The organism is Nocardia yamanashiensis NBRC 100130, assembly GCF_001613325.1.
GTDB classification, from domain to species: Bacteria; Actinomycetota; Actinomycetes; order Mycobacteriales; family Mycobacteriaceae; genus Nocardia; species Nocardia yamanashiensis.
Genome location: NZ_BDCD01000008.1, coordinates 132,358 through 155,437, shown reverse-complemented (window position 1 = coordinate 155,437; position 23,080 = coordinate 132,358). Strand labels below are relative to the sequence as shown.

Sequence of the window (23,080 nt, the reverse complement as noted above, 5' to 3'; positions counted from 1 at the left end):
ACGGCTCGCCAGGCGGCGCGCCCGGCGCTCAGGCCAGCCGCAGCCGCGCCAGCTCCACCCGATTGCTGACGCCGAGCTTGGGAAACGCCCGATACAGGTGGTGGCCCACGGTTTTCGGGCTCAGGAACAGCTGGGCGGCGATCTCCTTGTTGGTGGCGCCCTCCGCGGCCAGCCGCACCACCTGGAGTTCCTGCGGGGTGAGCAGCGCGACCACATTGTTCTCGGGTTCGGGCACGGAACCCTCACCCGCGGCGCGCAATTCCATCCGGGCGTGTTCGGCCCACGGCGTCATACCCAGCCGGTCGAAGGTCTCCAGGGCCTTGCGCAGCTGGGTGCGGGCCTCGGCCATCCGGCGTTCGCGGCGCAGCCATTCGCCGTAGACCAGCGCGGTGCGGGCGTGGTCGTACCAGCGTTCGGCGGTGGCGTGCAGTTCCAGCGCGCGGGCGAACAGCGCGCCGTCCCCGTTCAGCAGGGCCCGCGAGCCGCACACCAGACCGTCGGCCCACGGACTGTCGATGGCCTTGGCCCACTCCGTCATTTCGGCCAGGGCGGCGTCGGCGCGTCCGGGCTGCCGGGCGCGCACGGCCGCTTCGACGAGATCGGACAGCAGATCCAGCCAGTGCCCGCGCGCCTGCGACGGCAACTGGTGTTGCGCCTCGAGCCGTTCGAGGGCTTGTCCGTGCCGTCCCTGGCCGAGGTCGAGCAGCGCCAGCGCCCATTCGCAATGGGTGGCGTCGACGGCGCTGTGATCGCCGGTGGCGCTGCGCAGATTGCGTTCGGCCAGTTCGCGGCAGCGCTGTTCGTCGCCTTGCAGCGCGGCGATGAGCGCCAGGACGGCTTCGGCCCCGGCGACGCGATTGGGATGCCCGATATCGGTCGCGATGCGCACCACTTCGGCGGCGATCACCTCGGCTTCGCGCAGGCGCCCCAGAATGAACTCGGCGGTGGCCAGCGTGCAGCCGATGGTGGGCCACCAGCCGACCATGCCGCGATCACGCACCACATCGGACAGTTCGGTCAATTGCTCACGCGCGCTGACCATATCGCCGATCAGCGCGGCCTGGAGCGCGAAAGCCATGCGCAGCGAGATCATTTCGAGCGGCACCGCCGGCGCGAACGCGACATTGGCCCGGATCAGGGCGACGCCCTCGGCCAGATCGCCCTCCAGAATGGCCATTCCGCCGCGCAGCGCCGACAGCGGTATCGCCACCTGGTCCGCGGGCAGCGCCGCCAGCCGATCGTGCGCCACCACGCAGCTCGCGGCGTCGCCGGCGGTCCAGGCGATGCGCCCGGCCTCCACCAGCAGCCAGGAGGCCCGCGCCGGTTCGGCCTCGGTGACGTACCCGGCGGCGTCGAGCATGAGCTGATGCGCCCGGCGCAGCGAACCGAATTCGAATTCGATGAGTCCCCGCGTGCCCACCACCCGGGCCCGTTCGCTGGGGCCGAGCGGCAGCCGTTCGGCTTCGTCGGCGAGGCGTTGCGCGCGCTCGGTGTGCCCGCCGTACGCGGCGGCCTCGACGGCGAGCACCATGCGCCCGGCGCGGGCGGCCGGATCGGGGGTGAGCCGGGCCGCGCGTTCCAGGGCGACTGCGGCCGAGGCGTGCCCGGTGCGTTCGCGGGCCAGTTCGGCGGCGGCTTCCAGTGCGGCCGCGGCGGATTCGTCGGGTCCGGTGCTGGCGGCGGCGAGATGCCAGGCACGCCGGGCCGGATCGTCGGCGAGCACGGTGGCCAGGGCGGCGTGCACGGCGAGCCGCTGGGTGAAGGAGGCGGCGTGATAGGCGGCCGAGCGCCGCAGTGGATGCCGGAAGGTCACGGCCTGCCCGGTGATCACCACCATGCCGGCCTGTTCGGCGCGGGCGAGCGCGTCGGCGCCGTGCCCGAGCAGTTGCAGGGCGTGCAGCACCAGGCCAAGGTCGCCGCTCTCCTCGGCGGCGACCACCAGCATGGCGATGCGCGCGCCTTCGTTCTCCCGCCCGATCTGCTGTTCGTAACCCGATTGCAGCCGTACCGGCAGCGGCAGCGGTTCGGCGGGTGAGGCGTCCCGGTTCATGTGCGGGAATTCCAGCAGCGCCAACGGGTTTCCGGCGGCCTCGGCGAGCACCCGGTCGCGCTGGTCGGGGGTGAGGCCGGGCCAGCGGTCGTGCAGCAGTTCGGCGGCGGCGGTGGCGTCGAGCGCGCCGAGGCGCAGTTCGGGCAGTCCGCCGCAATCGAATTCGCGGCGCGCGGCGAAGAGCATGACGATGCCTTCCGCGCCGAGCCGGCGGGCGGCGAAGCGCAGCGCGTCTGCGGACGGGCGGTCCAGCCATTGGGCGTCGTCGATCAGGCAGAGCACCGGGCCGTCGGCGGAGAGTTCGGCGAGCAGGGTGAGGGTGGCGACGCCGATCAGGAAGCGGTCGGCGCCGTCCGAAGGGCAGAGCCCGAGCGCGCCGCCGAGCGCGCGATGCTGCGGATCGGGCAGATGGTCGATGCGTTCGAGGGCGGGGCCGAGCAGCATCTGCAGGCCCGCGAAGGGCAGTTCGGATTCGCTCTCGACGCCGGAACAGCGCAGCACCCGCCAATGCGGGCCGGCCAGTTCCCGGGCGTACTGCAGCAGTGCGGATTTGCCTTCGCCGGCTTCGGCGACCAGTGCCGATACGGCGCTGCGGCCCGCGGCGGCGGCATCCAGCAGGGTGCCGAGCTGCTGCATTTCGCGAAACCGACCGTACAGCACATCGACAACCTAAGCCCCTGGCCGGATCGGGAGCAAACGAAGGGAAGCGCGGGGCCCCGGAGGGATGTGCCTCCGAGACCCCGCCCGAGCGCTGCGGGGGTGCCCGCCGGTCCGGCGTCGCGGCGGTTGGGAACCGCGATGGGCCGAACCGGCCGACCAGCACTCAGTTCAGGGAAGCCGCCGCGACTTCCGCATCGGGCGGCCACGGTAGGCATATCCATTCGATGCGGCGTGAATCATCGGCGGCTTCGGTTCATGAGGGGAAGCGCCCCGGCGCGGCGTACTTACCCATATGACGATGCTGCGGGTTGAAACGTGGCGGGTGGTATCGGGCGAATGACCTAAAGTGAGGGACCAGGCAACAGGCGGAGAGCTACCGGGAGACGACCGAAACAGTTTGAGCACCATGCTTTACGGCCGGTCGGCGGAGCTGGGGCGGATCGATGCGCTGATCGCGGCGGCCGCGGACGGCCGGGGCGGGGCGCTGGCGGTGCTGGGCGATCCGGGCGAAGGGAAATCCGCGCTGTTGCGGCGCGCCGCGGAGCTGGTGGACGACTCCTGGCGGGTGCTGCGCTGCTCCGGGATCGAGAGCGAATCCGAATTGCCGTTCGCCGGGCTGCAATTGCTGCTGTACCCGGTGCTGGATCGGGTAGAGCAGCTGCCGGCGGTGCATCGCGACACGTTGCGCGGGGCGCTGGGGTTGAGCGCCGTGACGCCCATCGACCGGTTCATGGTGGGTCGGGCGACGGTGGCGTTGCTGGCGGAACTGGCGGCGGCAGGGCCGCTGCTGTGCCTGATCGACGACGCCCAATGGCTGGATCGGCCCTCGGCGGACGCGCTGCTGTTCGCGGCGCACCGGCTGGGCGGCGACCGGGCCCTGCTGATCTTCGCGGCCCGGCCGCCGTACGCCCCGCGGGTGACGCAGCGGATGCGCCTGTCGCCGTTGGATGCCGAGCAGTCGCGGGCGCTGCTGCGGGATCGCTTTCCCGCGCTGCTGCCGGAGCGGCGCGATCGGGTGCTGGCCGAGGCGGCCGGAAATCCGCTGGCGGTGCTGGAATTGCCGCGCATGGACCTCGACGCCCATCCCATCGGGCCGCTGCCGCTGCCGGATCGGCTCCGGCTCGGTTATCAGGATCAGATTGCCGCGCAATCGGAAACGGCCCGGCTGGCGCTGCTGGTCGCGGCGGCCGAGGAGACCGGCGACGCGCGGGTGGTGCGGGGCGCGCTGCGGCGGCTCGGGCTCGGCGACGAGGCGCTCACGGCGGCCGAGCGCACCTGCATGGTCTCGGTTTCCGGCGACACCGTGTCCTTCCGGCATCCGCTGAAACGGGCGGCGGCCTACCAGCTGGCCCCGTTCACCCAGCGCTTGGCCGTCCACGCCGCGCTGGCCGAAGCTCTGGCCGGCGACCCGGACCGGCAGGCCTGGCATCTGGCCTTCGCCACCGCCGCCCCGGACGAAACCGTCGCCGCCACACTGGAATCCGCCGCGGACCGGGCCTACGATCGCGCCGCCTATGCCGCCGCGGCCTCCGCTTTCGAGCGGGCCGCGAATCTCAGCCCGGATCGAATCCGGCGCGGCGCCCGGCGGATTCGCGCGGTAGAGGCGCTCGCCGACGCGGGCCGTCCGGAACAGGCGCTGGCGCAGGCCGATCGGATCGATGCGACCGCCCTGGATGTCGTCGACCGCGCCACTATGCGAAACCTGCGGGCCCGCATGGCCTTCGAATACGGGTCCATCGCCGCCGCCTACGAACTGTCGCTGGGCGCGGCCGACGAGCTCGCCGCCACCCATCCCGAACAGGCGGCGGTGGCATTGATGGATGCCGCCCGCGCGGCCTGGACCACCGGCGATCTGCCCGCCGCGCAGACGGCGGTGCGGCGCATGCGCGAGCTCCGGCTGGATACGGCGTGGGCACCGCTGCTGGCCGCCGTCGAAGGCCCGAATCTGTTGTTCACCGGGCAATTCGAGGCGGGCGCGGCGGCCATCCGGGCGGCGGTGGCGGCCTGCCGGGACCTGCCCGATCCGGCGCTGCGTTTCCTGCTGGCGCTGCTGGCCGCGCTCACCGGCGATACCGACGACGCCCACGAGCTGCTGCTCGAGGTCGCCGGGGCCTACACCGCGCGCGGCATGATCTGCCGTACGCCCGCCGTGCACGCCTCGCTGGCCACCACGCAATTGCTCCTCGGCCAGTTCGCCGCGGCGGAGGCGTCCTGCCTGCTCGCCGCGCAGACCGCGGAAGCGTCCTGCCTGGACGTCGGCCGGTTCAACGACGGCGGCGAACTCCCGAACCGGGTGCTGCACGCCGAATCGATCCTGGCCGTGCTCAATGCCATTCGGGGCGACGCGGACCGCTGCCGGGAACTGACCGAACGCCAGGCGCGGCGGGCCGAACGCGGCCGCAACACCATCGACGCCGCGCATTGCGAATGGGCGCTGCTGCTCCTGGATCTCGCCCAGGGCAATTTCGAGGCCGCCGTGCATCGCGGCGAAGCGCTCGGCACCGGTCCCCTGCGCCCCCTCGGCCAATGGCCGCACCTGCTCGCCGACCGCGTGGAAGCCGCTGTGCGCCACCGCACCCCGGACCGCGCCGCCGCACCGTATGCCGCTCTCGCCGCGTTCGCCGACGCCACCGGCACCACCTGGATCCGCGCCCTGCGCCTGCGCTGCCAGGCCCTGCTCGACGGTGACCCCGCCCGCTTCGAACAGGCCCTCGCCCTGCACGCCACCGCCGAACGCCGGTTCGATCACGCCCGCACCGAACTGCTCTACGGCGAATGGCTCCGCCGCAATCGCCGCCTCCTCACCGCCCGCACCCATCTGAGCTCCGCCTCGGTCACCTTCGAGCGCCTGCGCGCCCGCCCCTGGGCCGACCGCGCCTACGCCGAACTGTGTGCCGCCGGCGGCGTGCCGATCCGGGGCGAGCAGGGCGACGGTGCGAACAGCACTGCCGCCCAGCCCACATCGGAGTGGAACGAACTCGCCACCGTTCGAGGCGGATCCGGCGATACCCACGTCCCGAACGCCCCCGGCAGCCGAAACGCTCCGGATACCAACGGCCGCGGCCGGCGCGCCGCCGCCGCATCCCGGATCGCGGCCGTGCTCGACGGCGCAGGCATCTCCGAATCCCGGTCGGCTGACCGCGATGTCGACAATGATCCGCGCGGATGCGGTGCCGCGACCGGTCAACGCATCACCGCCATCCGAAAAGTACAGACCGGCTGGCTGTTTTCGCCACCGGCACCACGTCGCCATACACCCGGGAACCGGCCTGATCACACGGAAGCGACCGTTGCCACACGCGGAACAAGCGGTGTGCTGGACGTGTTGACGCCGCAGGAGATGCAGGTGGTGCGGCTGGCGGCGCGGGGCGCTACCAATAACGAGATCGGAGCGCGATTGTCGATCAGTCCTAAGACGGTGGGGCATCACCTGTATCGGGCATTCCCGAAATTGGGAGTGCGGAGCCGGGTGGAGCTCGCGCGGCTGGTGCCGATCGAGGAGGAGTAGTCCGTGGTGCGGCTTTACGGGCGGGATCGGGAAGAGGAACGGATCGCACGACTGTTGGCCGCGGGGATGGCGGGAGACAGCGGCGCGGTCGCGGTGATCGGCGAGCCGGGGGCGGGCAAGTCGGTGCTGCTGGAGCTGGCCGCGGAGGTGGCGGATCCGGCGTGGCGGGTATTGCGGTGTGTGGGGATGGAATCGGCGGCGCCGCTGCCGTATTCGGGATTGCGGCGCTTGCTGGAACCGGCGCTGGAGCTGCTGCCGGGACTGCCGCAGCCGCAGGCCCGCGCGCTGTCCGCGGCTTTCGGGCTGGATGCGGCGGAAGATCCGGAACGGTTCCTGGTGGGGCTGGCGACGCTGTCGCTGCTGGCCGAATTGTCGGCGCGAGGGCCGGTGCTGTGCCTGATCGACGATGCGCAATGGGTCGACCGCGCCTCACTGGACGCGCTGTTGTTCACGGCGCGCCGGCTGGGAGCCGAGGGCGTGGTGATGATCTTCGCGGGGCGGCCCGACTTCACCGCGCCGGGTTTGGAGGTGCTGGTGCCGCGCCGGCTCGACGCCGAGCAGACGCGGGCCCTGCTGGCCGAGCGGATTCCCAACCTGCCCTACGAGATCCGGGAGCGGGTGCTGGCCGAATCCGGCGGTAATCCGCTGGCCGTGCTGGAGCTGCCGGGGATGAATCTGGACGCGCCGCCGGTGGGTCCGCCGGAGCTGTCCGAACGGCTGCGATCGGGATTTCAGGAGCACATCGCACACCTGCCGGAACCGACCCGGCTGGCCTTGCTGGTCGCGGCGACCGACGAATCCGGGTCGCTGGGTTTGGTGCTGCGCGTGCTGGCGGCGCTGGGTTCCGGTGCGGAGCCGCTCGCCGACGCCGAACGCACCGGCATGATCACGGTGACCGGCCAGTCGGTGCTGTTCCGGCATCCGCTGGTGCGCACCGCGGCCTATCGCATGGCGGCCGAGCCCGACCGGATGGCGGTGCACGCCGCGCTGGCGGCGGCCTTGGACAGCGATCCGGACCGGCAGGCCTGGCATCTCGCCTTCGCGACCTCTACCCAGGACGAGAAGGTCGCCGCCGCACTGGAATCCGCCGCCCGCCGGGCCCGCGATCGCACCGGTTACGCGGCGGCCGCGAGCGCCTGGGAACGCGCCGCGCAATTGACCCCCGATCCGGCCGAACGCGGCCGCAGGCTCGTCTGCGCCATCGAAACAGCGTGGGACGCGGGCCGTTTCCAGCGCGTGCGCCGCCTGGCCGCGGCGGCGGAACCGTACACCCGGGAACCGGAACGCTGGTCGCGGATCGCGAAAATGCTGGGCAATATCGAATTCGACGTCGATGCCCTGCGCAATGCCTATCACCTGTTCACCGACGGCGCGGCCCGGATCGCGGAGCGGGAACCGGCATTCGCGGCCGTGCTGCTGCTCGACGCCAGCCGTGCCGCCTGGACCCTCGGCGATCCGGACGGCCTGCGCACCACCCTGGACATGCTGCGCGCGCTGCCGCCGGGCGCCGATCGCGATGTCATGATCGCCGCCGTGGACGGCACCCTGGGCCTCGACGAGCCCGACCCGTCCCGTGGGATCGCCCTGCTGCGCGGCAATTTCACCGCGCCGGCCCTGCGCGCCGAGTGCAATCCGAGCCTGCGTTTCTCCCTCGGCCTGCAGGCGCTGCTGGTGGGCGCGGTGGACGACGGCCGCGCCATTCTCACCGAGATCGCCGACGACTACCGCACCCACGGCCGCCTGGCCTGGCTGTCGGCTGTCGTATTGTCGCTGGCCGTAGTCGAATTCCTGGCCGGCTGCCTGCGCGAGGCGGAGGCGCTCGCCACCGAGGGGCGACGTCTGGCCCTCGATATCGATCAGCCCGGGCGGGTCGCCATGGCGGATTCCATTCTGGCGCTGGTGGCGGCCGTGCGCGGCGCGGAACAGCCTTGCCACGACCTGATCGCGAACGTGCGCGGCGCCGAGTCGCCCGAGGGCAATGCCCTGCACGACTCGCGCTGTGAGTGGGCGCTCGCACTCCTCGACATGGGTTACGCCCGTTACGGTTCCGCGCTGGACCGGCTGGAGGAACTGGATCGCGGGCCGATGCGCGGCCACGCCCAATGGCTGGTGGCGCACGCCGATCGTGTGGAGGCGGCCATGCGCAGCAACCAGCCGGAGCGCGCCAAAACCGCCTTCGAACGGTTGGAGAAGTGGGCGACGGCGCTGGACGAACCGTGGGCGGAGGCCCTGCTGCTGCGCGCCCGCGGCGTAATCTCCGGTGACGCCGCGGATTTCAGCCGCGCCCTCGAACTGCACGCCCGCCAGCACCGCTGGTTCGACCGGGCCCGCACCGGATTGCTCTACGGCGAATTGCTCCGCAAGCAGCGCCGATACGCCCAGGCCCGCACCGAATTGCGCGAGGCCTTCGAAGCTTTCGAACGACTCGGCGCGCGCCCGTGGGCCGAGCAGGCCCGCACCGAACTCCGCGCGGTCGGCGAATCCGCGGTGCCGGAGGCGGGTGTACGGACGGATGCGCTGAGCCCGCAGGAACTTCAGGTGGCGCGGATCGCGGCGGCGGGCGCGACCAACAAGGAGATCGGCGCCCGCCTGTTCATCAGTCCCAAGACGGTCGGGCATCACCTTTCGCGTGTTTTCCGCAAACTGGGTGTGTCGAACCGGGTGGAGCTGGCCCGGCTCGACCTGGGTTGAGCGCGAGGCGGTTTCGTCAATCGCGATACGGCTTGCGGGTCGCCCGGCCGCCTTTGGACATGCCGGTGGGGCGCAGCAGCCCGAACAGGCCCTTCATCTTCACGAAGGTCACCGGCGGGGTGGAGCTGACCCATTCCTTGTAGCGGACGGCCCACTTGCCGGTCAGGACGAACCGGCCCGGGGTGTCGTCGTGGTGGGTGAATTGGATGACCGCGTCGTGGCGGCCGAGGCTGACGGGCTGATGGAAGTAGCCGAACCGGAACGGCTTCGGGACGGCGCCGTGCAGCTCCCGGGCGATGGAATCGGCGGCGTGCGCACCGGCGGGAATACCGCTCTGACAGGTGCCGTGCACCGCGCCCCAGGGCTGGCGAATCGCGGCCGCATCGCCGACGGCGTAGATGTCCGGGTGGGTGATCGACCGCAGGGTGGGATCGACGGTGACGACACCCGCGGCGTCCGTACCGATTCCGGCTTCGGCGGCCAGCGCCGAGACCCGCACGCCGGTGGTCCACAGCGTGAGATCCGAAGGCAGCAGACCGGTTCCGCCGATCTCGACGGCATCCGGCAGCACCTTGGTGACGCGGCCGCTGCGCACCGTCACCCGGAGCCGGCCGAAAGCCCGATGCATGTGCGCCCGCGCCCGCGGACCCATCATGGCGCCCGGCTCCCCCGAACTGACCAGTGAAACCCGCAGCGCCGGATAGGCTTCCGCGAATTCGGTGGCGGCCTCGATGCCGGTGAGCCCGCCACCGCACACGGTGACCTGGCTGCCGTCGGGCAGTTCCGCCAGCTTCCGCGCCACCCGCGCCGCCTCCTGCGGGGAGTTCAGCGTGTACGCGTGCTGATCCGCGCCCGGGACGACCGCCGTGTCGGTGACGCTGCCGATCGCGTACACCAGGGTGTCGTATTCGATGCCGCGCACCTGCCCGAGGGTTTCGACCGTCACCCGCCGGGTCTCGGTGTCGATATTCGTGGCCGTCCCGCACACGAATTCGATGCCGGTGCCGTCCAGCAGCTCCTCGATGGGCAGGTCGGCGCTCGCGTGCCCCGCGGCCTGTGCGTGCAGGCGCAGCCGTTCGGTGAAGCGCGGCGAGGGCCCGACGACCGTGATGGCCACCTTGTCGTAGGCGCGCAAGCGGCGGGCCAGCCGGGTCGCGCAGGCCAATCCGGAGTATCCGGCGCCCAGCACGACCACGTGAAGCTCGAGGCTCATGATCTCTCCGTCGGTGAATCGGCAGCACATGTCGTACTACGGTTCAAGACGGTATTTCGAGCGGCTTTCCGGCGGTATCGGGCAGATGACCTAATGCGTGATCGCGAGCGCCAGCGTCCCGGCCGCCAGTATCAGGAACCCGATCGGGAATCCGATGTTCCAGAACACCCGCTCCTTGACGTGCGTGGCGACGGCCAACACGTAGAACACGGTGAGCCCGGCCGCCGCCGCGATCCCCACCTCCCGCATCCCGAGCAGCCCCGCCGCCAGTCCGAGCGCGCCCGCGCCCTTGGCCGTGGCGAGCAGCGGCAGCAGGGAACCCGGCACCCGGACCTCGGTCATGTTCGCGACGACGAACTTCGCGCGCGCGAAGTTCGCCACCGACTCGAAGGCATTGGCGCCGATGGTGAGCACCGCGACCACGATGTAAAGAATGGACATGCCCTCAGCCTCGCGAGGGCCGATCCATCGCGCCAATACCTGTGCTCATAACCGGCGGTTATGGAACTTTCAGCGCGGCAGCAGGTTCGCGAGCGCCTCGTCCAGCGTCGGATACCGGAACCGGAATCCCGCCTTCCGCAAGACCTCCGAGGTCGCGTACCGCCCCGTGAGCCCGAGCGCCGGATCCGTGCGCAAGAACACCGCGCCGATGGTGAGCGCCGGGGCCGGTGTCGGCGGCGACCACGGCCGGCGCAACCGCCGGCGCAGGGTGGCCATCAATTCCCGGTTCCGCACCGGGAAATCGGTGGCCGCCACCACCACCCCGTCCGGCAGACTCACCCGCGGATCCAAGCCCAGCGCGGCCCGCACGATGGCCAGCCAATCGTCGAGGTGAATCCAGCAGAACCACTGCCGCCCGTTCCCGACGCTGCCGCCCAGTCCCGCCTTGGTCAGCGCCGCAAGCCGTTTCAACGCGGGCGCGTCCGGATCCAGCACGATCGAGGTCCGCAGGATCGTGTGATGCGAGGTAGCGGCGCCTTCGAACGCCTTCTCCCAGGGCGCGGCCACCCCCGTCATCTGCGGCAACCCCGGGACCGGCAGCGGCGTGGTCTCGGTGCACCGCGTTTCCCCCGCGTCGGACCAAATAGCGGTGGTGCTGGCCTGAATCCAATAGTCCAGGGGCCGATCCAAGGTGTTCGAGGCCTCGACCAGCGCCCGTGTCGAATCCACCCGGCTGTTCCGCAGTTCGGCGATATTCCGCTCGGTGGGCCGGCAGTCCACCAGTTTGCCCGCCAGATTGATCAGCGCCGTCGGCCCCGGATTCCGCAGCGCCTCAACCCATTCCCCGACGGTCTGCCCGTCCCACACGAACTGCTCGTACGGCAGCGCGTCGTCCTTGCGCCGGGTGAGAATCCGCACCCGATGGCCCCGGCATGCCAGATCGGCCGCCAGAATCCGTCCCAAAGCCCCACTGCCTCCGGCGATGACCACTGTCAGCGCATCCGTCCCCGGTTCCAGCCCGGCCAACCGCGCCAAGCGCGTGAACGCGGTGTGCACATCGGTCTGGAAGTTGACCCCCGCCACCTGCCGGAAGACCGCGGCCGAAGGTCCCGAGAAGGTGAGCTCCTGCACCACCTCGGTCCCGCCGTCCCGAGGCGTCAGCACCCACCGCAATCGCATGGTCCCCGCCGGCTCCGGCTGCTCGACCCCGAGCTCCCGTCCCGGCACGAAGTTCGTGATCACGAACGGCTTCGCGAACCTCCTGTGCACCGCCCCCGCGACACGCCCGCCGGGCACATAGTCCCCCCGCGCGTCGACCGCGGGCTCACTACGCAGATCGACCGCGGCTACACCCGGATTCCATTCCGGCCAGCGCCGCGGATCCCCCAGCACCGCCCACAGACGCTCCGGCGGCAAGGCGATGAACTGCGTATACGTCGTTGTACGAGCCATACTCCGACGCTAATCCGCCACGCCGCCCACCCGGAAGCGTGGCCTTGCTCTCAGCGCGGCGCTAGGTCCAGACCTCCCCGATCGGGGTGATCTCGGTCGGCGCGGGTGCCGGGAGGGGCGGGACGGTGCGGGAGAAGCGCGGGGCCGGGGCGGGCTGGCGGATGCCGTCGAGTTCGATCAGCGAGCCGCGGGCGAGCAGGTGATCGTCCTGGGTCGCGTCGGCGAAGCTGCGGATGGGGGTGACGCAGGCGTCCTGGCCGTCGAAGATTTCCGCCCATTCGGCTTGGGTTCTGGACCGGAACTTCTCGGTGAAGGTCTTGCGCAGGACTTCCTGGCCGGCCGGATCCATCTGGTGCGGAAGGGATTCCGGGTCCAGATCGAGCAGGCGCAGCAGTTCGGCATAGAACTGGGGCTCGAAAGCGCCTACGGCCAAGTACTTTCCGTCGGACGTCTGATACGTGTCGTACCAGGCCATGCCGGTGTCGAGGAGGTTGGTGCCGCGGTCGTCGGACCAGTAGCCGCCTTGATTGAGAGACCAGATGGAGTGGGCGATGGTGAGGACGCCGTCGACCATGGCGGCATCGACCACCTGCCCCTGGCCGGAGCGTTCCCGCTCGTACAGGGCGGTGACGATGCCGAGCACGAGAAAGACCGAGCCGCCGCCGTAGTCGCCGAGCAGATTGATCGGCGGCACCGGGCGCTCACCCTTGCGCCCGATGCCGTGCAGCGCGCCGGTGAGGCCGATGTAGTTGATATCGTGCCCGGCCTGCTGCGCACGCGGACCGTCCTGGCCCCAGCCGGTCATGCGGCCGTACACCAGGCGAGGGTTACGCGCCTGGGCCACTTCCGGTCCCAAGCCGAGCCGTTCGGCCACGCCCGGCCGGAAGCCTTCGATCAGCACATCGGCCTTCTCGATCAGGGTCAGCACCGTCTCGATATCGGCGGGGTTCTTGAAATCGGCCTCCACCACCCGGCGGCCACGCATCTGCGCCCGCATCGGCCCGTGCCCGGACCGGTCGCCCGGCCGCTGCACCCGCACCACGTCGGCACCCAGATCACCGAGCATCATGCCCGCGTGCGGCCCCGGCCCGATGCTCGCCAATTCGATGACCCGGACCCCGTCCAGCGGTCCCTTCGTCGCGCTCATGCGGCAACCCCCTGAGAATTCTGCGGATATCCCAGAAGTAGAACACGTTGCAGAAATTGCCGCCACCGGCAGTTCGCCCGATTCCCGGGCGAACTTCTGGGCAGTCGGCCCAGGACGCGCCCGGGCCGACCGCGAACTCAGGAGACGTAGGCGCGCTGCAGGATCGCCTCGGTGTCGACGCCGACCGGCAGGGTGCCGAAGGCGATGCCCCAGTCACCGCCAAAACGGCTGCCGCAGAAGGCATCCGCGACGGCGGCGTGGCCGTGGCGGACCAGCTGGGCGCCCTGGAGCACCAGCGCCATCAGTTCGATGACGCGGCGGGCCCGGTACTCGATATCGGCGAAATCGGTGAGCTCCTTGCCGATTCGGTCGATGGCCTCGTCCAGGTAGCGGTTGCCGCCGCGGGCCAGGTTCACCTCGTTGAAGAACGCTTCCACCGTCTCGGGCTGACGGCCCATGGCGCGCAGCGCATCCAGCGCCGCCACATTGCCCGAGCCTTCCCAGATCGACATGAGCGGGGCCTCGCGGTAGAGGCGCGGCATGCCGGATTCCTCGACATAACCGTTGCCGCCCAGGCATTCCAGGGCTTCCGCGGCGTGCGCGGGGGCGCGCTTGCAGACCCAGTACTTGGTGACCGCCAGCGCGATCCGGCGCAGCGCGGCCTCCGCCGGATCGGTGGTGGCGCGGTCGGTGGCGCCGGCCAGCCGCATCATGACGGTGGTGGCGGCATCGGATTCGATGACCAGGTCGGCCAGCACATTGCGCATGGCGGGCTGGTCGATCAGCTTCTTGCCGAACACCTCTCGATGCCGGGCGTGATGCAGCGCGTGCACCACACCGGCGCGCATACCGGTGGCGGAACCGATCACGCAGTCCAGGCGCGTCATGTTCACCATCTCGATGATGGTCTTGACGCCCGCGCCCTCCGCGCCGACCAGCCAGCCGGTGGCGTTCTCGTATTCGATCTCGGAGGAGGCATTGGACTTGTTGCCGAGCTTGTCCTTGAGCCGTTGCAGGCGAAGGGGATTGCGGCTGCCGTCCGGGAGCACCCGGGGCAGCAGGAAACAGGACAGGCCGCCCGGGGCCTGCGCCAGGGTGAGGAACATGTCCGACATCGGGGCCGAGGTGAACCACTTGTGGCCGACGATCCGGTACGTGCCGTCGGGCTGCGGGGTGGCGGTGGTGGTGTTGGCGCGGACGTCGGAGCCGCCCTGCTTCTCGGTCATGGACATGCCGGCGATCAGGCCCGACTTGGTGGACGGTTCGCGCAGGCCGAAATCGTATTCGCGGGAGGTGAGCAGCGGCTCGTACTTGGCCGCCAGCTCCGGATTGTGGCGCAGCGCGGGAATCACCGCGTAGGTCATGGAGATCGGGCACATGTGCCCGGCGTCCACCACGCCCCAGGTGTAGAACTTGGCGGCCCGGGCGGCGTGCGCGCCCGGGCGATCGTCGGCCCACGGCGCACCGTGCAGGCCCTGCGCCACCGCCACATGCATCAATTCGTGCCAGTAGGGGTGGAATTCGACCTCGTCGACACGATTACCGAAGCGGTCGTGGGTGTGCAGCACCGGCGGATACTCGTTGGCCAGCAGGCCCCATTCCCGCGCCATGGCGCCGCCCGCCAGCACGCCGAGATCCCGGACCTCCTGCTCGGCCCAGCCCGCGCCTTCCCGGTGCAGGCCCTCGATCAGGGCGGGGTTGCGGGAATTGTCGAACGGGACGATGTCCGGCACCTGGTTGAACACATCATGGGTGTGCATGGGGACTCCTATTTCCGAGGCGGCCCGGCGGCATCGCCGGGCACGCCGAGTGCGCGCAGCGCGAAAGCGACGAGTTCGGGGACCACCGACTCGCTCTGTAGTTGTTCGGCCAGCGGCCCGACCAGCACCTCACCGATGGCGCCGACCAGCGCGGTGGCGCTGGTGCGCGGATTCTGCGGCGGCAGTTGACCTTTCGCCACGCCCTCGGCGATGGCGTGCTCGTAGATCTCGGCGAACGCGCGCCGGAAACGCAGGCGCTCGGTGTCCACCGCCGCGTCCACGGGCTCGGCCAGCAGCACGTAGGCGAGCTTCGGGTTCTTCAGCGCGCGGCCCGCGAAGGTCTCGACCGCGGCCGTAACCCGTTCGACGACACCGCGTTCCGCCGCCGGGACGCTCACCCACGATTCGTCGGAGGCGGGGCCACCGATCCGCGTCCCATCCTGGCTCTCGCCGGGGACGGCCTGGTTCTCGTCGGGGACGGTGCCGCCGCCCGCCACGGCGACCGCCGCGACTTCGCGGGTGACGACCTCGCGGAAGACGGCGGTGACCAGTTCGGCCTTGCCGCTGAAGCTCTTGTAGACGGTCCCGGTGGCGACGCCGGCCTCGGCGGCGACCGCCGCGACCGAGAGCCCGGCGTAGCCGTCACGGGAGAGCACGGTCATGGCGGCCCGCACGATCGACCCCGCCTGGGCGTCGAGGCGGGCCTGCACGGCGGGTGTTCTCCGGTAGGCCACGAAAGAAGTGAACCATAGATTCATTTCTTGACGCCAGCCCTCCCGTCGCCCACCACCACCCTCAACCGGGTCGCTGCGCGACGCTCCCCCAGATTCAATTTACGGCGTATGTTGAGCCGGTGAGCGTACGAGTGGAACGCAAAGGCCCCGTCTACACCGTCATCCTGCACCGCCCCCAGGCTCGCAATGCCGTGGACGGCCCCACCGCCGCGGCCCTCGCCGACGCCTTCCGCGAATTCGACGCCGACCCCACGGCCGCGGTCGCCGTCCTCTGGGGCGAGGGCGGCACCTTCTGCGCCGGGGCCGACCTCAAGGCCCTCGGCACCGAACGTTCGAACGCGGCCACCACGGACGGCGACGGCCCCATGGGCCCCACCCGCATGCAGCTGTCCAAGCCGGTCATCGCCGCCGTCTCCGGCTACGCGGTGGCGGGCGGTCTCGAACTCGCCCTGTGGTGCGATCTGCGAATCGCCGAGCAGGACAGCACCTTCGGCGTCTTCTGCCGCCGCTGGGGCGTCCCGCTCATCGACGGCGGCACCGTCCGCCTGCCCCGCATCATCGGCACCGGCCGCGCCATGGATCTGATCCTCACCGGCCGCGCCGTCACCGCCACCGAAGCACTCCAGATCGGCCTGGTCACCCGGGTCGTCCCGCCGGGCGAATCCCGCACCGCCGCCGAACAACTCGCCGCCGAACTGGCCGCCCTCCCCCAGACCTGCCTGCGCTCGGACCGCATGTCGGTGCTGGAACAGGACGGCCTGGAGGAACCCGCCGCCATTGCCAACGAGTTCCAGCACGGGCTGAAAGCCCTCTCCGACGGGGCGCTCGACGGTGCGGCGCGCTTCGCCTCCGGCGCGGGCCGCCACGGAGCCTCCGCCTAGCCGGCCGACGCCGCGGCGCTGGATAGCGCAATACCGGATACCGGCCGGTACGCTGCTCGGGCGATGAATCGGTTGAGCGTGGTGGACGAAATGTTCCTGCGGGCGCATCGGGGTATGGGCACTCCGATCGTGTTGCAGGGACTTTGGCGCACCGCCGAACCGGTCGAGACCGAGTTGCTGGCGCGAGTCCACGAGGCGCTGCGGCGCGGGCCGCTCGGCCGGCGCGTGGTGCGCTCGCGGGTGCCGGGAGCCCGGCCGCACTGGGTCGTCAACACCCAGGCGCACCCGCTGGAACTCCCCGTCGACCCGATACCCGCTGCCGCACTGCTGGATTGGGCCGATCAGCAGGGCGAAGACCTGAACCCGGAAGTCGGCCCCGGCTGGCGTCTCGCCGCCGCGCGCCTGGACGACGGCGGCTGCGTCGTCGCCCTGACCTGCTCCCACGCCCTGGCAGACGGCCGGGCGGTGGCACTGGCCGTCGACCACGCCCTGACCGGCACACCCCTGGCGGCGCCCGGTGCACCGCAATCGGATTGGGCCGACGCCCGCCGGCAATGGCGCACCGTCCTCGGCGGCACCGCACGCGCCCTACGGCGCGGCCTCCCGCCTCGTCCCACTCCGGTTGCCCCGCGCCGGGCCACGAATCCGGCGAACCACTACCCCGGCGCGGCATCGGCAATCGCGGCGGGTGGCGAGCGGTCCTCGTGGCGGGCGTCGGCGACTTCCAGTGCGGCGCTGCAGATTCCGGTGCGGGACTGGAATCGGGTGGCGGTGGCGCAGGGCGGGACTGCGAACAGCCTGTTCGTGTATCTCGTCGCGAAACTGCTGTGGAGCAGTGGTTTCGGCGAGGACACGATTGCCGCGAGCCTGCCGGTCGATACCCGCGACGAGCCGCGGGTGGACAATGACATGGCCATGACCGAGGTGGCGATCGAGCGCGCGGATACGCCGGCGACCTTGCGGCGCAAGGCGCGTGCCGCCTATGAGCATCGGATGACCAGTCCGGGTGGGATTCCGGAGGAGTTGCTGCAGGTCATTCCGGATCGATGGGCGTACGCGCTCGCGAAGGGCGCGGGTGAGCGGGACATTCTGTGCAGCAATATCGGCTGCCTGCCGGATTCGCTGCTGTCGCTCGGCCCGCACCCGTGCACGGGCGTCACGGCGCGCGCCATTCATCCGGGGCTGCACCGGGACCGGCTGCCGCGCACCCGCCTGTCGGGGTATCTGACGCGGATCGCCGACACCTACACGCTGGCGCTGGTCAGCCTCGATCCCGATGCGATTGCGGACTCGGCCGCCCTGACGGAGCTGGCGCGCGCGGGCTTGGCCGAGCTGGGGCTCGCACCGGTCGCGATCTGGTGATCACACCAGCGCCGGGATGTGCACCCCTTCCCAGGCGAGCCGCTTGGCCTGCTCCGGGTCGTATTCCACCCGCGCGGGATAGTCGATGATCATCGTCGCCCGCTCGGTCTCGGTGTAGGCGGGCCAGTTCGGCAGCGGAGATCCCTTGCGCGCGAACGACAACCAGTTCTCCTGGAACTGCTCCGACACCGCCCGGAACCCGCGCTGCCCGCCCATGGCGGTGAAGGCCCGCCCGAAAGCGGTCCCGGTCGCGCCGAACACCGGGATCAGATCCAGCGCGTGCGTGGCCCCGAACCCGGACACCCGCATGGCGCGCGGGGCGAAATCGAATCGATAGGCGTAGGTGGGCGCGAACCGGCTGTGCCCCGCCATGACCCGCACCGCGGGCCGCCAGAAGGTGAAGTCGCCGCCCATCCGGATCGCCACCCGCTTGGCCGGGAAGCCGGGATAGGCCGCCACCACCCGCGATTCGACGGAATCGGCACTGGCCGCCAGCGCCCGGTGCAGCCGCACGGGCGTGGTCGGCAGATGCTCGCCGAAGTTCGGGTAGACCGAGTCGTCCTCGCGGCTGCCGCCGGCCGCCTCGGGATGCCGGAGCAGCCAGTGCATGCGCTCGGCGGTGGTGGGCAGCGTGTCGTCCAGTCGGCTGAACAGGGTGCCTTCGTCGCGATTGGTGCCGATGATGAGCGGCACCCGGTGCGCGTCCCCGGCCATGATCGCGTCGATCGGCGCCTGCGGCAGGTATTCCCCGTCCACTGTCGGCGCGATCGGGAAGATGCCGGGCTGCTCGCGCAGGATCGCGTTCACCGCGCGATCCACGCCCCGCCGGATATCGTTCGCGCTCGCGGCCAGCAGCGTCGCGGCCTCCGCGCCGGGCGCGGCGCCCAGCCGTTCGGCGCAGCGCCGCGCGAACAGGTGCGCGTCGGCCTGGCTGATGCCCCAGTCGGCGGGCGGGCTCTGCGAGATGGCCCGGTGGAACAGTCCCGCGGCGGCCGGGGTGGCCAGCAGTGCGAGCACCGCGTGCGCCCCGGCGGATTCGCCGAAGATGGTGACATTGTCGGGGTCGCCGCCGAACGCGGCGATATTGCGCCGCACCCATTCCAGCGCCGCCACCTGATCGCGCAGGCCGAGGTTGGCGTCGAATCGGTGTGCGGGCGTGGAGAATTCGCTGAAGTCCACGTACCCGAACGCCCCGAGCCGGTAGTTCACCGACACCACGATCACATCGCCGCGCACCGCCAGCCGCGAGCCGGAATACAGTCCCAGCGCGGAGGTCCCGATCATGTATCCACCGCCGTGAATGAACACCATGACCGGTCGCGGCGTGGCCGACGGCGCATTGGGCGCCACCACGTTCAGCGTCAGGCAGTCCTCGCTCGTCGGCTGCTGGCGGCGCGGCCCGATCTGCGCCCCGCTGCGATGCTGCATTGCCGCGTAACCGAATTGGGTCGCATCGCGCACCCCGGTCCACGGTGTGACGGGTTGCGGGGCGCGAAACCTCAGCTCTCCCACCGGGGGTGCGGCGAAGGGAATGGACCGCCAGCGTGAAACGCGGCGGCCCCGGAGACCACGGACCATGCCGTCAGCGGTCTTGATATCAGTCGTTGCCACCATGGAAACCCTCATATCAGCCACCATCGGCTCGAAACCGGCCGATGCGTGTCGAGAAACATGGCGCCTCTTGCCACCATCAATCGATGGTAGACCCGGCGGCGGCAGCGCTCGCGGCCTTCGCCGCGGCACCGTCGGCGCGACTACTGCAAGTAACCCTCGACCTGCCGGACCGAGCCGGCCTGCGCCTCATCGGGATTGCGGCCCTGGTCGAGCCGGGCGCGCCGCTGGCGCAGCAGATCCCAGCACTGGTCGAGCTGGACTTCCAGCTCGGCGAGCTGGGCGCGTTCGGTTTCGGGGTCGAGTTCCCCGCTGGTGGTCTTCGAGCGCAGCTCGTGCTCGCGGTCCACCAGGTTCTTGATGCGCGCGAGAATGTCCTGGTCGCTCATGCAGCCTCCGCTCCGGTAGGTCGTCGCGCACCCGGTTCGAGGCCGGGTCCGCCTGCTCACCCGGTCCACTCTACGACCCGGGAAAGGACATCCCCGGCCAACCGGACCGCACGCGGCAGGTCCGCGCTCGGCAGGGCGGCGTAACCGAGCGCGATTCCGAAGGTGTGCCGCGGGCCGATGTGATGGCGGCCCAGCGCGTCCAGGTAGAGACCGGCGGCGCGGGCCGCGGCGACGGCGCGTTCCTCCTGTTCCGGCGAGGCCAGCGGCACCACGATGTGCGAGCCCGCGTCGTCACCGCGCACCTGCAGCCCGCGCCCGCGCAATTCCGCGACCACCAGCGCGCGCCGGGGCGGCATCTCCCGGCGCAGGCGGCGCAGATGCCGCGCCAGATCACCGCTGCGCGCGAATTCGGCGACCACCTGCTGGCCGGCGGGCGCCGGGGAGGTGCCGGTGAGTTCGCGATAGCCGAGCACCGCATCGGTGATGGCCGGGGCCGCGACCAGCCACCCCACGCCGAGGGTCGGGGTGAGGATCTTGCTCGTGGTGCCCAGGTGCACGACCAGGTCCGGCGCGAGCGTGGCGAGCAGGGGCAACGGCGCGGTGTCGTAACGCAATTCGCCGTCGTAGTCGTCTTCGATGACGAGCGCGCCGGTGCGGCGGGCGAATTCGATCAGCTCGATCCGGCGCGCGGCGGGCATGCGCGCGCCGATCGGAAACTGATGCGCCGGAGTGCAATACACCGCTTTGACGCCGTCCGGAAGCAGCTCCACCCGTAGTCCATCCCCGTCGACCGGTACCGGCACCAGCCGCATACCGGCCGCCCGCAAGGCCCCCGCCGCCCGTGAATATCCGGGATCCTCGATGGCCACCGCGTCCCCGGGCCGCCACAGCGCCGCCGCGAGTTCACCCACCGCCGCACTGGTTCCGGCGGTGGCCAGTACGGCGTTCCCGCTGCTGACCCCCAGCCCGCGGTGCCGCAGCAGGTGTTCCGCCACCGCCGCCCGATACTCCGGCTCACCGCCACGGTCCTTGCGCACCACCGGCATTCGATCCGACGCCGCCCGCCAGGCGCGCCGCCACGCTGCGGTGTCCAGGGTCTCGACCGACGGCGCACCGGCCCCGAGATCCAGCAGACCGGCCAGCGGATCCCGCCGCGAGGTGGTCCCGGCCGTCCGTTCCACCGGCGGCGGCGCAGCGGTCAGATATGTTCCCGACCCGTGCCGGCCGCTGAGCCACCCCTCGGCGTGCAATTGGTCGTAGGCGGCGGTGACCACGGTCCGGCTCACCCCCAGCCGCGCCGCCAGCTCACGCGAGGACGGCAGCCGATCGCCTCCGGCCAGCGCTCCGGTCGTCGCGGCCCGTCGCAAACCGTCCGCGACCTGCACGGCCAGCGGCGTGGCCGAGGTCCGATCGATGCCGAACGGCAGATCGTCTACCACGAGCGCGCGCGACTGCCGCATGAAGTGGACCTCCGTGAGTCGGCAAAACAAGCCACCTCAGCATGCCATTCGCCCAGGAGGCAGCCCGAAGTGGTCTGCGATTTTCACCAGGAATTGGCTATTCAACAATGCCATTCCGCCCGCGATGCTGGTCTCATGACCGAGCCAGCCCAGACCCGGCCCCCGCTGTCCCCCACCCCGCGCAGCAGCCTGACCCGCTCCAAGGAACGCGGCCGCACCGACCGCGCCGACCTCGAGGCGATCCTCGACGCGGGCCTGCTCTGCCACCTGGGCGTGGTCCTGCACGGCGCCCCGGTCGTCATCCCCACCACCTACGGCCGCGACGGCGACACCCTCTACCTGCACGGCTCCACCGGCGCCGGCAATCTGCGCGCCGCCATGCTCGGCGACGTCTCGGTCTCGGTCACCCACGTCGACGGCATCGTCTACGCCCGCTCCGCCATGCACTTCTCCATGAACTACCGCTCCGCCGTAATCCACGCCCGCCCAACCGAACTCACCGACCCCGCCGAACGCCTGCACGCCCTCCGCGTCATCGTCGAACACGTGGCCCCCGGCTCCTGGAACGACGTCCGCCCACCCAGCAAAAAAGAAATGGCCGCCACCACGGTCCTATCCCTCGACCTCACCGAAGCCTCGGTGAAAATCCGCACCGGCGGCCCCCGCGACGACGAATCCGACATCCACCCCGCCTCCGCCTGGGCCGGCGTCCTCCCCATGCGCCAGATCTTCGAGGCCCCGATCCCCTCCGACGACCTGGCTCCGGGCATCGCGATTCCGGACTACGTGAGCGCCCGCGCGGACGTGGTCAACCGCTAGCGCTACTTGAGCAGGCGGGACATGCGGCGGTCGGCGAGGATTTTGCCGCCGGTTTGGCAGGTGGGGCAGTACTGGAAGGACTTGTCGGCGTAGGCGACTTCGCGGATGGGGTCGCCGCAGACGGGGCAGGGTTCGCCGGTGCGGGCGTGGACTTGGAAGCCGGAGCGTTTCTCGCCTTTGAGGCGGGCGGCGTCTTGGCCTACCGAGCGTTCGATGGCGTCGGAGAGGGTGAAGCGCATGGCGTTGTAGAGGCGAGCGGTCTGCTCGGCGTCGAGGTTGCCGGCGTTGGCGAAGGGGGAGAGTTTGGCGCGGTGCAGGATTTCGTCGGAGTAGGCGTTGCCGATGCCGGCGATGAGCATCTGATCGGTGATGGCGTTCTTCACGCGCTGGGAGGTGCTGTGGATGATCTCGCCGAACTCGGTTTCGCTGACCGCCAGGGCGTCGGGGCCGAGTCTGGCGATGCTGGGGATGGAGAGCGGATCGCTGGTGACCCAGACCGCCATGCGTTTCTTGGTGCCGGCTTCGGTGAGGTCGAAGGCGGGGGTGGAACCGGCGGGGGTGAAGAAGTGCACGCGCAGGGCCAGCGGGCCTTTGCCGGGTTTGGGGGCGGCGGCGCTCGGTTCGTCGATCCAGCGCAGCCAGCCGCCCCGGGACAGATGGGTGATCAGCCAGATGCCGTCGCAGTCCATGCCGAGGTGTTTGCCCCAGTGGCCGACGCCGGTCACATCCCGCCCGGACAGTGCCGTGACCGGGGGATCGAAGGTTTTCAGCACGCTCAGCGCGGCGACATCGACGCGTCCCACGACCGCACCGACGGCATGCTCGGCCAGGAACTGCTCGAGCGCCACGATTTCCGGTAATTCGGGCACAAGAAGCAGCCTACCGACAAACAACGACAACCT

16 protein-coding genes are annotated in these 23,080 nt (G+C 70.9%); 5 read left to right on the top strand and 11 right to left on the bottom strand.

Translation table 11 applies throughout. The annotated features are described in order from the left end of the window. Positions 1 to 28: 28 nt before the first annotated feature. Complete coding sequence (locus NY1_RS08925; protein ID WP_084534790.1) at positions 29 to 2,710, bottom strand: helix-turn-helix transcriptional regulator; 2,682 nt, start codon at positions 2,708 to 2,710, stop codon at positions 29 to 31. A gap of 406 nt (positions 2,711 to 3,116) precedes the next feature. On the opposite strand from NY1_RS08925, the gene NY1_RS08920 reads away from it, so the two are divergent. Together NY1_RS08920 and NY1_RS08915 are read left to right on the top strand one after the other, a co-directional pair. Continuing rightward, positions 3,117 to 6,218 carry a helix-turn-helix transcriptional regulator gene (locus tag NY1_RS08920; RefSeq protein ID WP_067710358.1) on the top strand — a complete coding sequence of 1,034 codons (3,102 nt, stop codon included), beginning with the start codon at positions 3,117 to 3,119 and terminating at the stop codon, positions 6,216 to 6,218. A 3-nt stretch (positions 6,219 to 6,221) separates the two neighbouring features. Continuing rightward, positions 6,222 to 8,909, top strand: coding sequence for a helix-turn-helix transcriptional regulator (locus NY1_RS08915; protein ID WP_084534789.1), 2,688 nt, complete (start codon positions 6,222 to 6,224; stop codon positions 8,907 to 8,909). A gap of 16 nt (positions 8,910 to 8,925) precedes the next feature. On the opposite strand, the gene NY1_RS08910 is transcribed toward NY1_RS08915, so the two are convergent. The 6 genes from NY1_RS08910 to NY1_RS08885 all read right to left on the bottom strand — a co-directional run bounded on the left by NY1_RS08910 (position 8,926) and on the right by NY1_RS08885 (position 15,656). Then, positions 8,926 to 10,122, bottom strand: a complete 1,197-nt coding sequence (locus NY1_RS08910) for an NAD(P)/FAD-dependent oxidoreductase (RefSeq protein ID WP_067710416.1) — start codon at positions 10,120 to 10,122, stop codon at positions 8,926 to 8,928. A gap of 90 nt (positions 10,123 to 10,212) precedes the next feature. Next, positions 10,213 to 10,563: a DoxX family protein gene (locus NY1_RS08905; RefSeq protein ID WP_067710356.1), complete on the bottom strand. Its 351-nt coding sequence runs from the start codon at positions 10,561 to 10,563 to the stop codon at positions 10,213 to 10,215. A 69-nt stretch (positions 10,564 to 10,632) separates the two neighbouring features. Continuing rightward, the gene (locus tag NY1_RS08900; protein WP_067710354.1) at positions 10,633 to 12,015 is read right to left on the bottom strand and encodes a DUF1731 domain-containing protein; all 1,383 of its coding nucleotides are present in this window, start codon (positions 12,013 to 12,015) and stop codon (positions 10,633 to 10,635) included. Between the two features lie 61 nt (positions 12,016 to 12,076). Continuing rightward, positions 12,077 to 13,162: a CaiB/BaiF CoA transferase family protein gene (locus tag NY1_RS08895; RefSeq protein ID WP_067710352.1), complete on the bottom strand. Its 1,086-nt coding sequence runs from the start codon at positions 13,160 to 13,162 to the stop codon at positions 12,077 to 12,079. Positions 13,163 to 13,299: 137 nt separating this feature from the next. Beyond that, positions 13,300 to 14,922, bottom strand: coding sequence for an acyl-CoA dehydrogenase family protein (locus NY1_RS08890; RefSeq protein ID WP_067710350.1), 1,623 nt, complete (start codon positions 14,920 to 14,922; stop codon positions 13,300 to 13,302). 8 nt (positions 14,923 to 14,930) lie between these two features. Beyond that, entirely contained in the window at positions 14,931 to 15,656 is a 726-nt protein-coding gene (locus tag NY1_RS08885; RefSeq protein WP_067710348.1) for a TetR/AcrR family transcriptional regulator, read from the bottom strand. Between the two features lie 119 nt (positions 15,657 to 15,775). On the opposite strand from NY1_RS08885, the gene NY1_RS08880 reads away from it, so the two are divergent. After that, positions 15,776 to 16,537 carry a crotonase/enoyl-CoA hydratase family protein gene (locus NY1_RS08880; RefSeq protein WP_067710346.1) on the top strand — a complete coding sequence of 254 codons (762 nt, stop codon included), beginning with the start codon at positions 15,776 to 15,778 and terminating at the stop codon, positions 16,535 to 16,537. 63 nt (positions 16,538 to 16,600) lie between these two features. Beyond that, on the top strand, positions 16,601 to 17,899 hold the full coding sequence (locus tag NY1_RS08875; protein WP_067710344.1) for a condensation domain-containing protein: 1,299 nt from the start codon (positions 16,601 to 16,603) through the stop codon (positions 17,897 to 17,899). Here the strand turns inward: NY1_RS08875 and NY1_RS08870 are convergent, their stop codons facing one another. From NY1_RS08870 to pdxR, 3 genes are all read right to left on the bottom strand, one after another. Continuing rightward, positions 17,900 to 19,513, bottom strand: a complete 1,614-nt coding sequence (locus NY1_RS08870; RefSeq protein ID WP_067710342.1) for a carboxylesterase/lipase family protein — start codon at positions 19,511 to 19,513, stop codon at positions 17,900 to 17,902. A 140-nt stretch (positions 19,514 to 19,653) separates the two neighbouring features. Then, on the bottom strand, positions 19,654 to 19,899 hold the full coding sequence (locus tag NY1_RS08865) for a DUF2630 family protein (protein ID WP_067710340.1): 246 nt from the start codon (positions 19,897 to 19,899) through the stop codon (positions 19,654 to 19,656). 56 nt (positions 19,900 to 19,955) lie between these two features. Then, positions 19,956 to 21,359, bottom strand: a complete 1,404-nt coding sequence (gene pdxR, locus NY1_RS08860) for a MocR-like pyridoxine biosynthesis transcription factor PdxR (RefSeq protein ID WP_084534788.1) — start codon at positions 21,357 to 21,359, stop codon at positions 19,956 to 19,958. A gap of 135 nt (positions 21,360 to 21,494) precedes the next feature. Here pdxR and NY1_RS08855 point away from each other — a divergent pair, with 135 nt between their 5' ends. Beyond that, on the top strand, positions 21,495 to 22,178 hold the full coding sequence (locus NY1_RS08855) for a pyridoxamine 5'-phosphate oxidase family protein (protein WP_067710338.1): 684 nt from the start codon (positions 21,495 to 21,497) through the stop codon (positions 22,176 to 22,178). A gap of 2 nt (positions 22,179 to 22,180) precedes the next feature. Here the strand turns inward: NY1_RS08855 and NY1_RS08850 are convergent, their stop codons facing one another. Continuing rightward, entirely contained in the window at positions 22,181 to 23,047 is an 867-nt protein-coding gene (locus NY1_RS08850; protein ID WP_067710336.1) for an Fpg/Nei family DNA glycosylase, read from the bottom strand. Positions 23,048 to 23,080 lie beyond the last annotated feature (33 nt).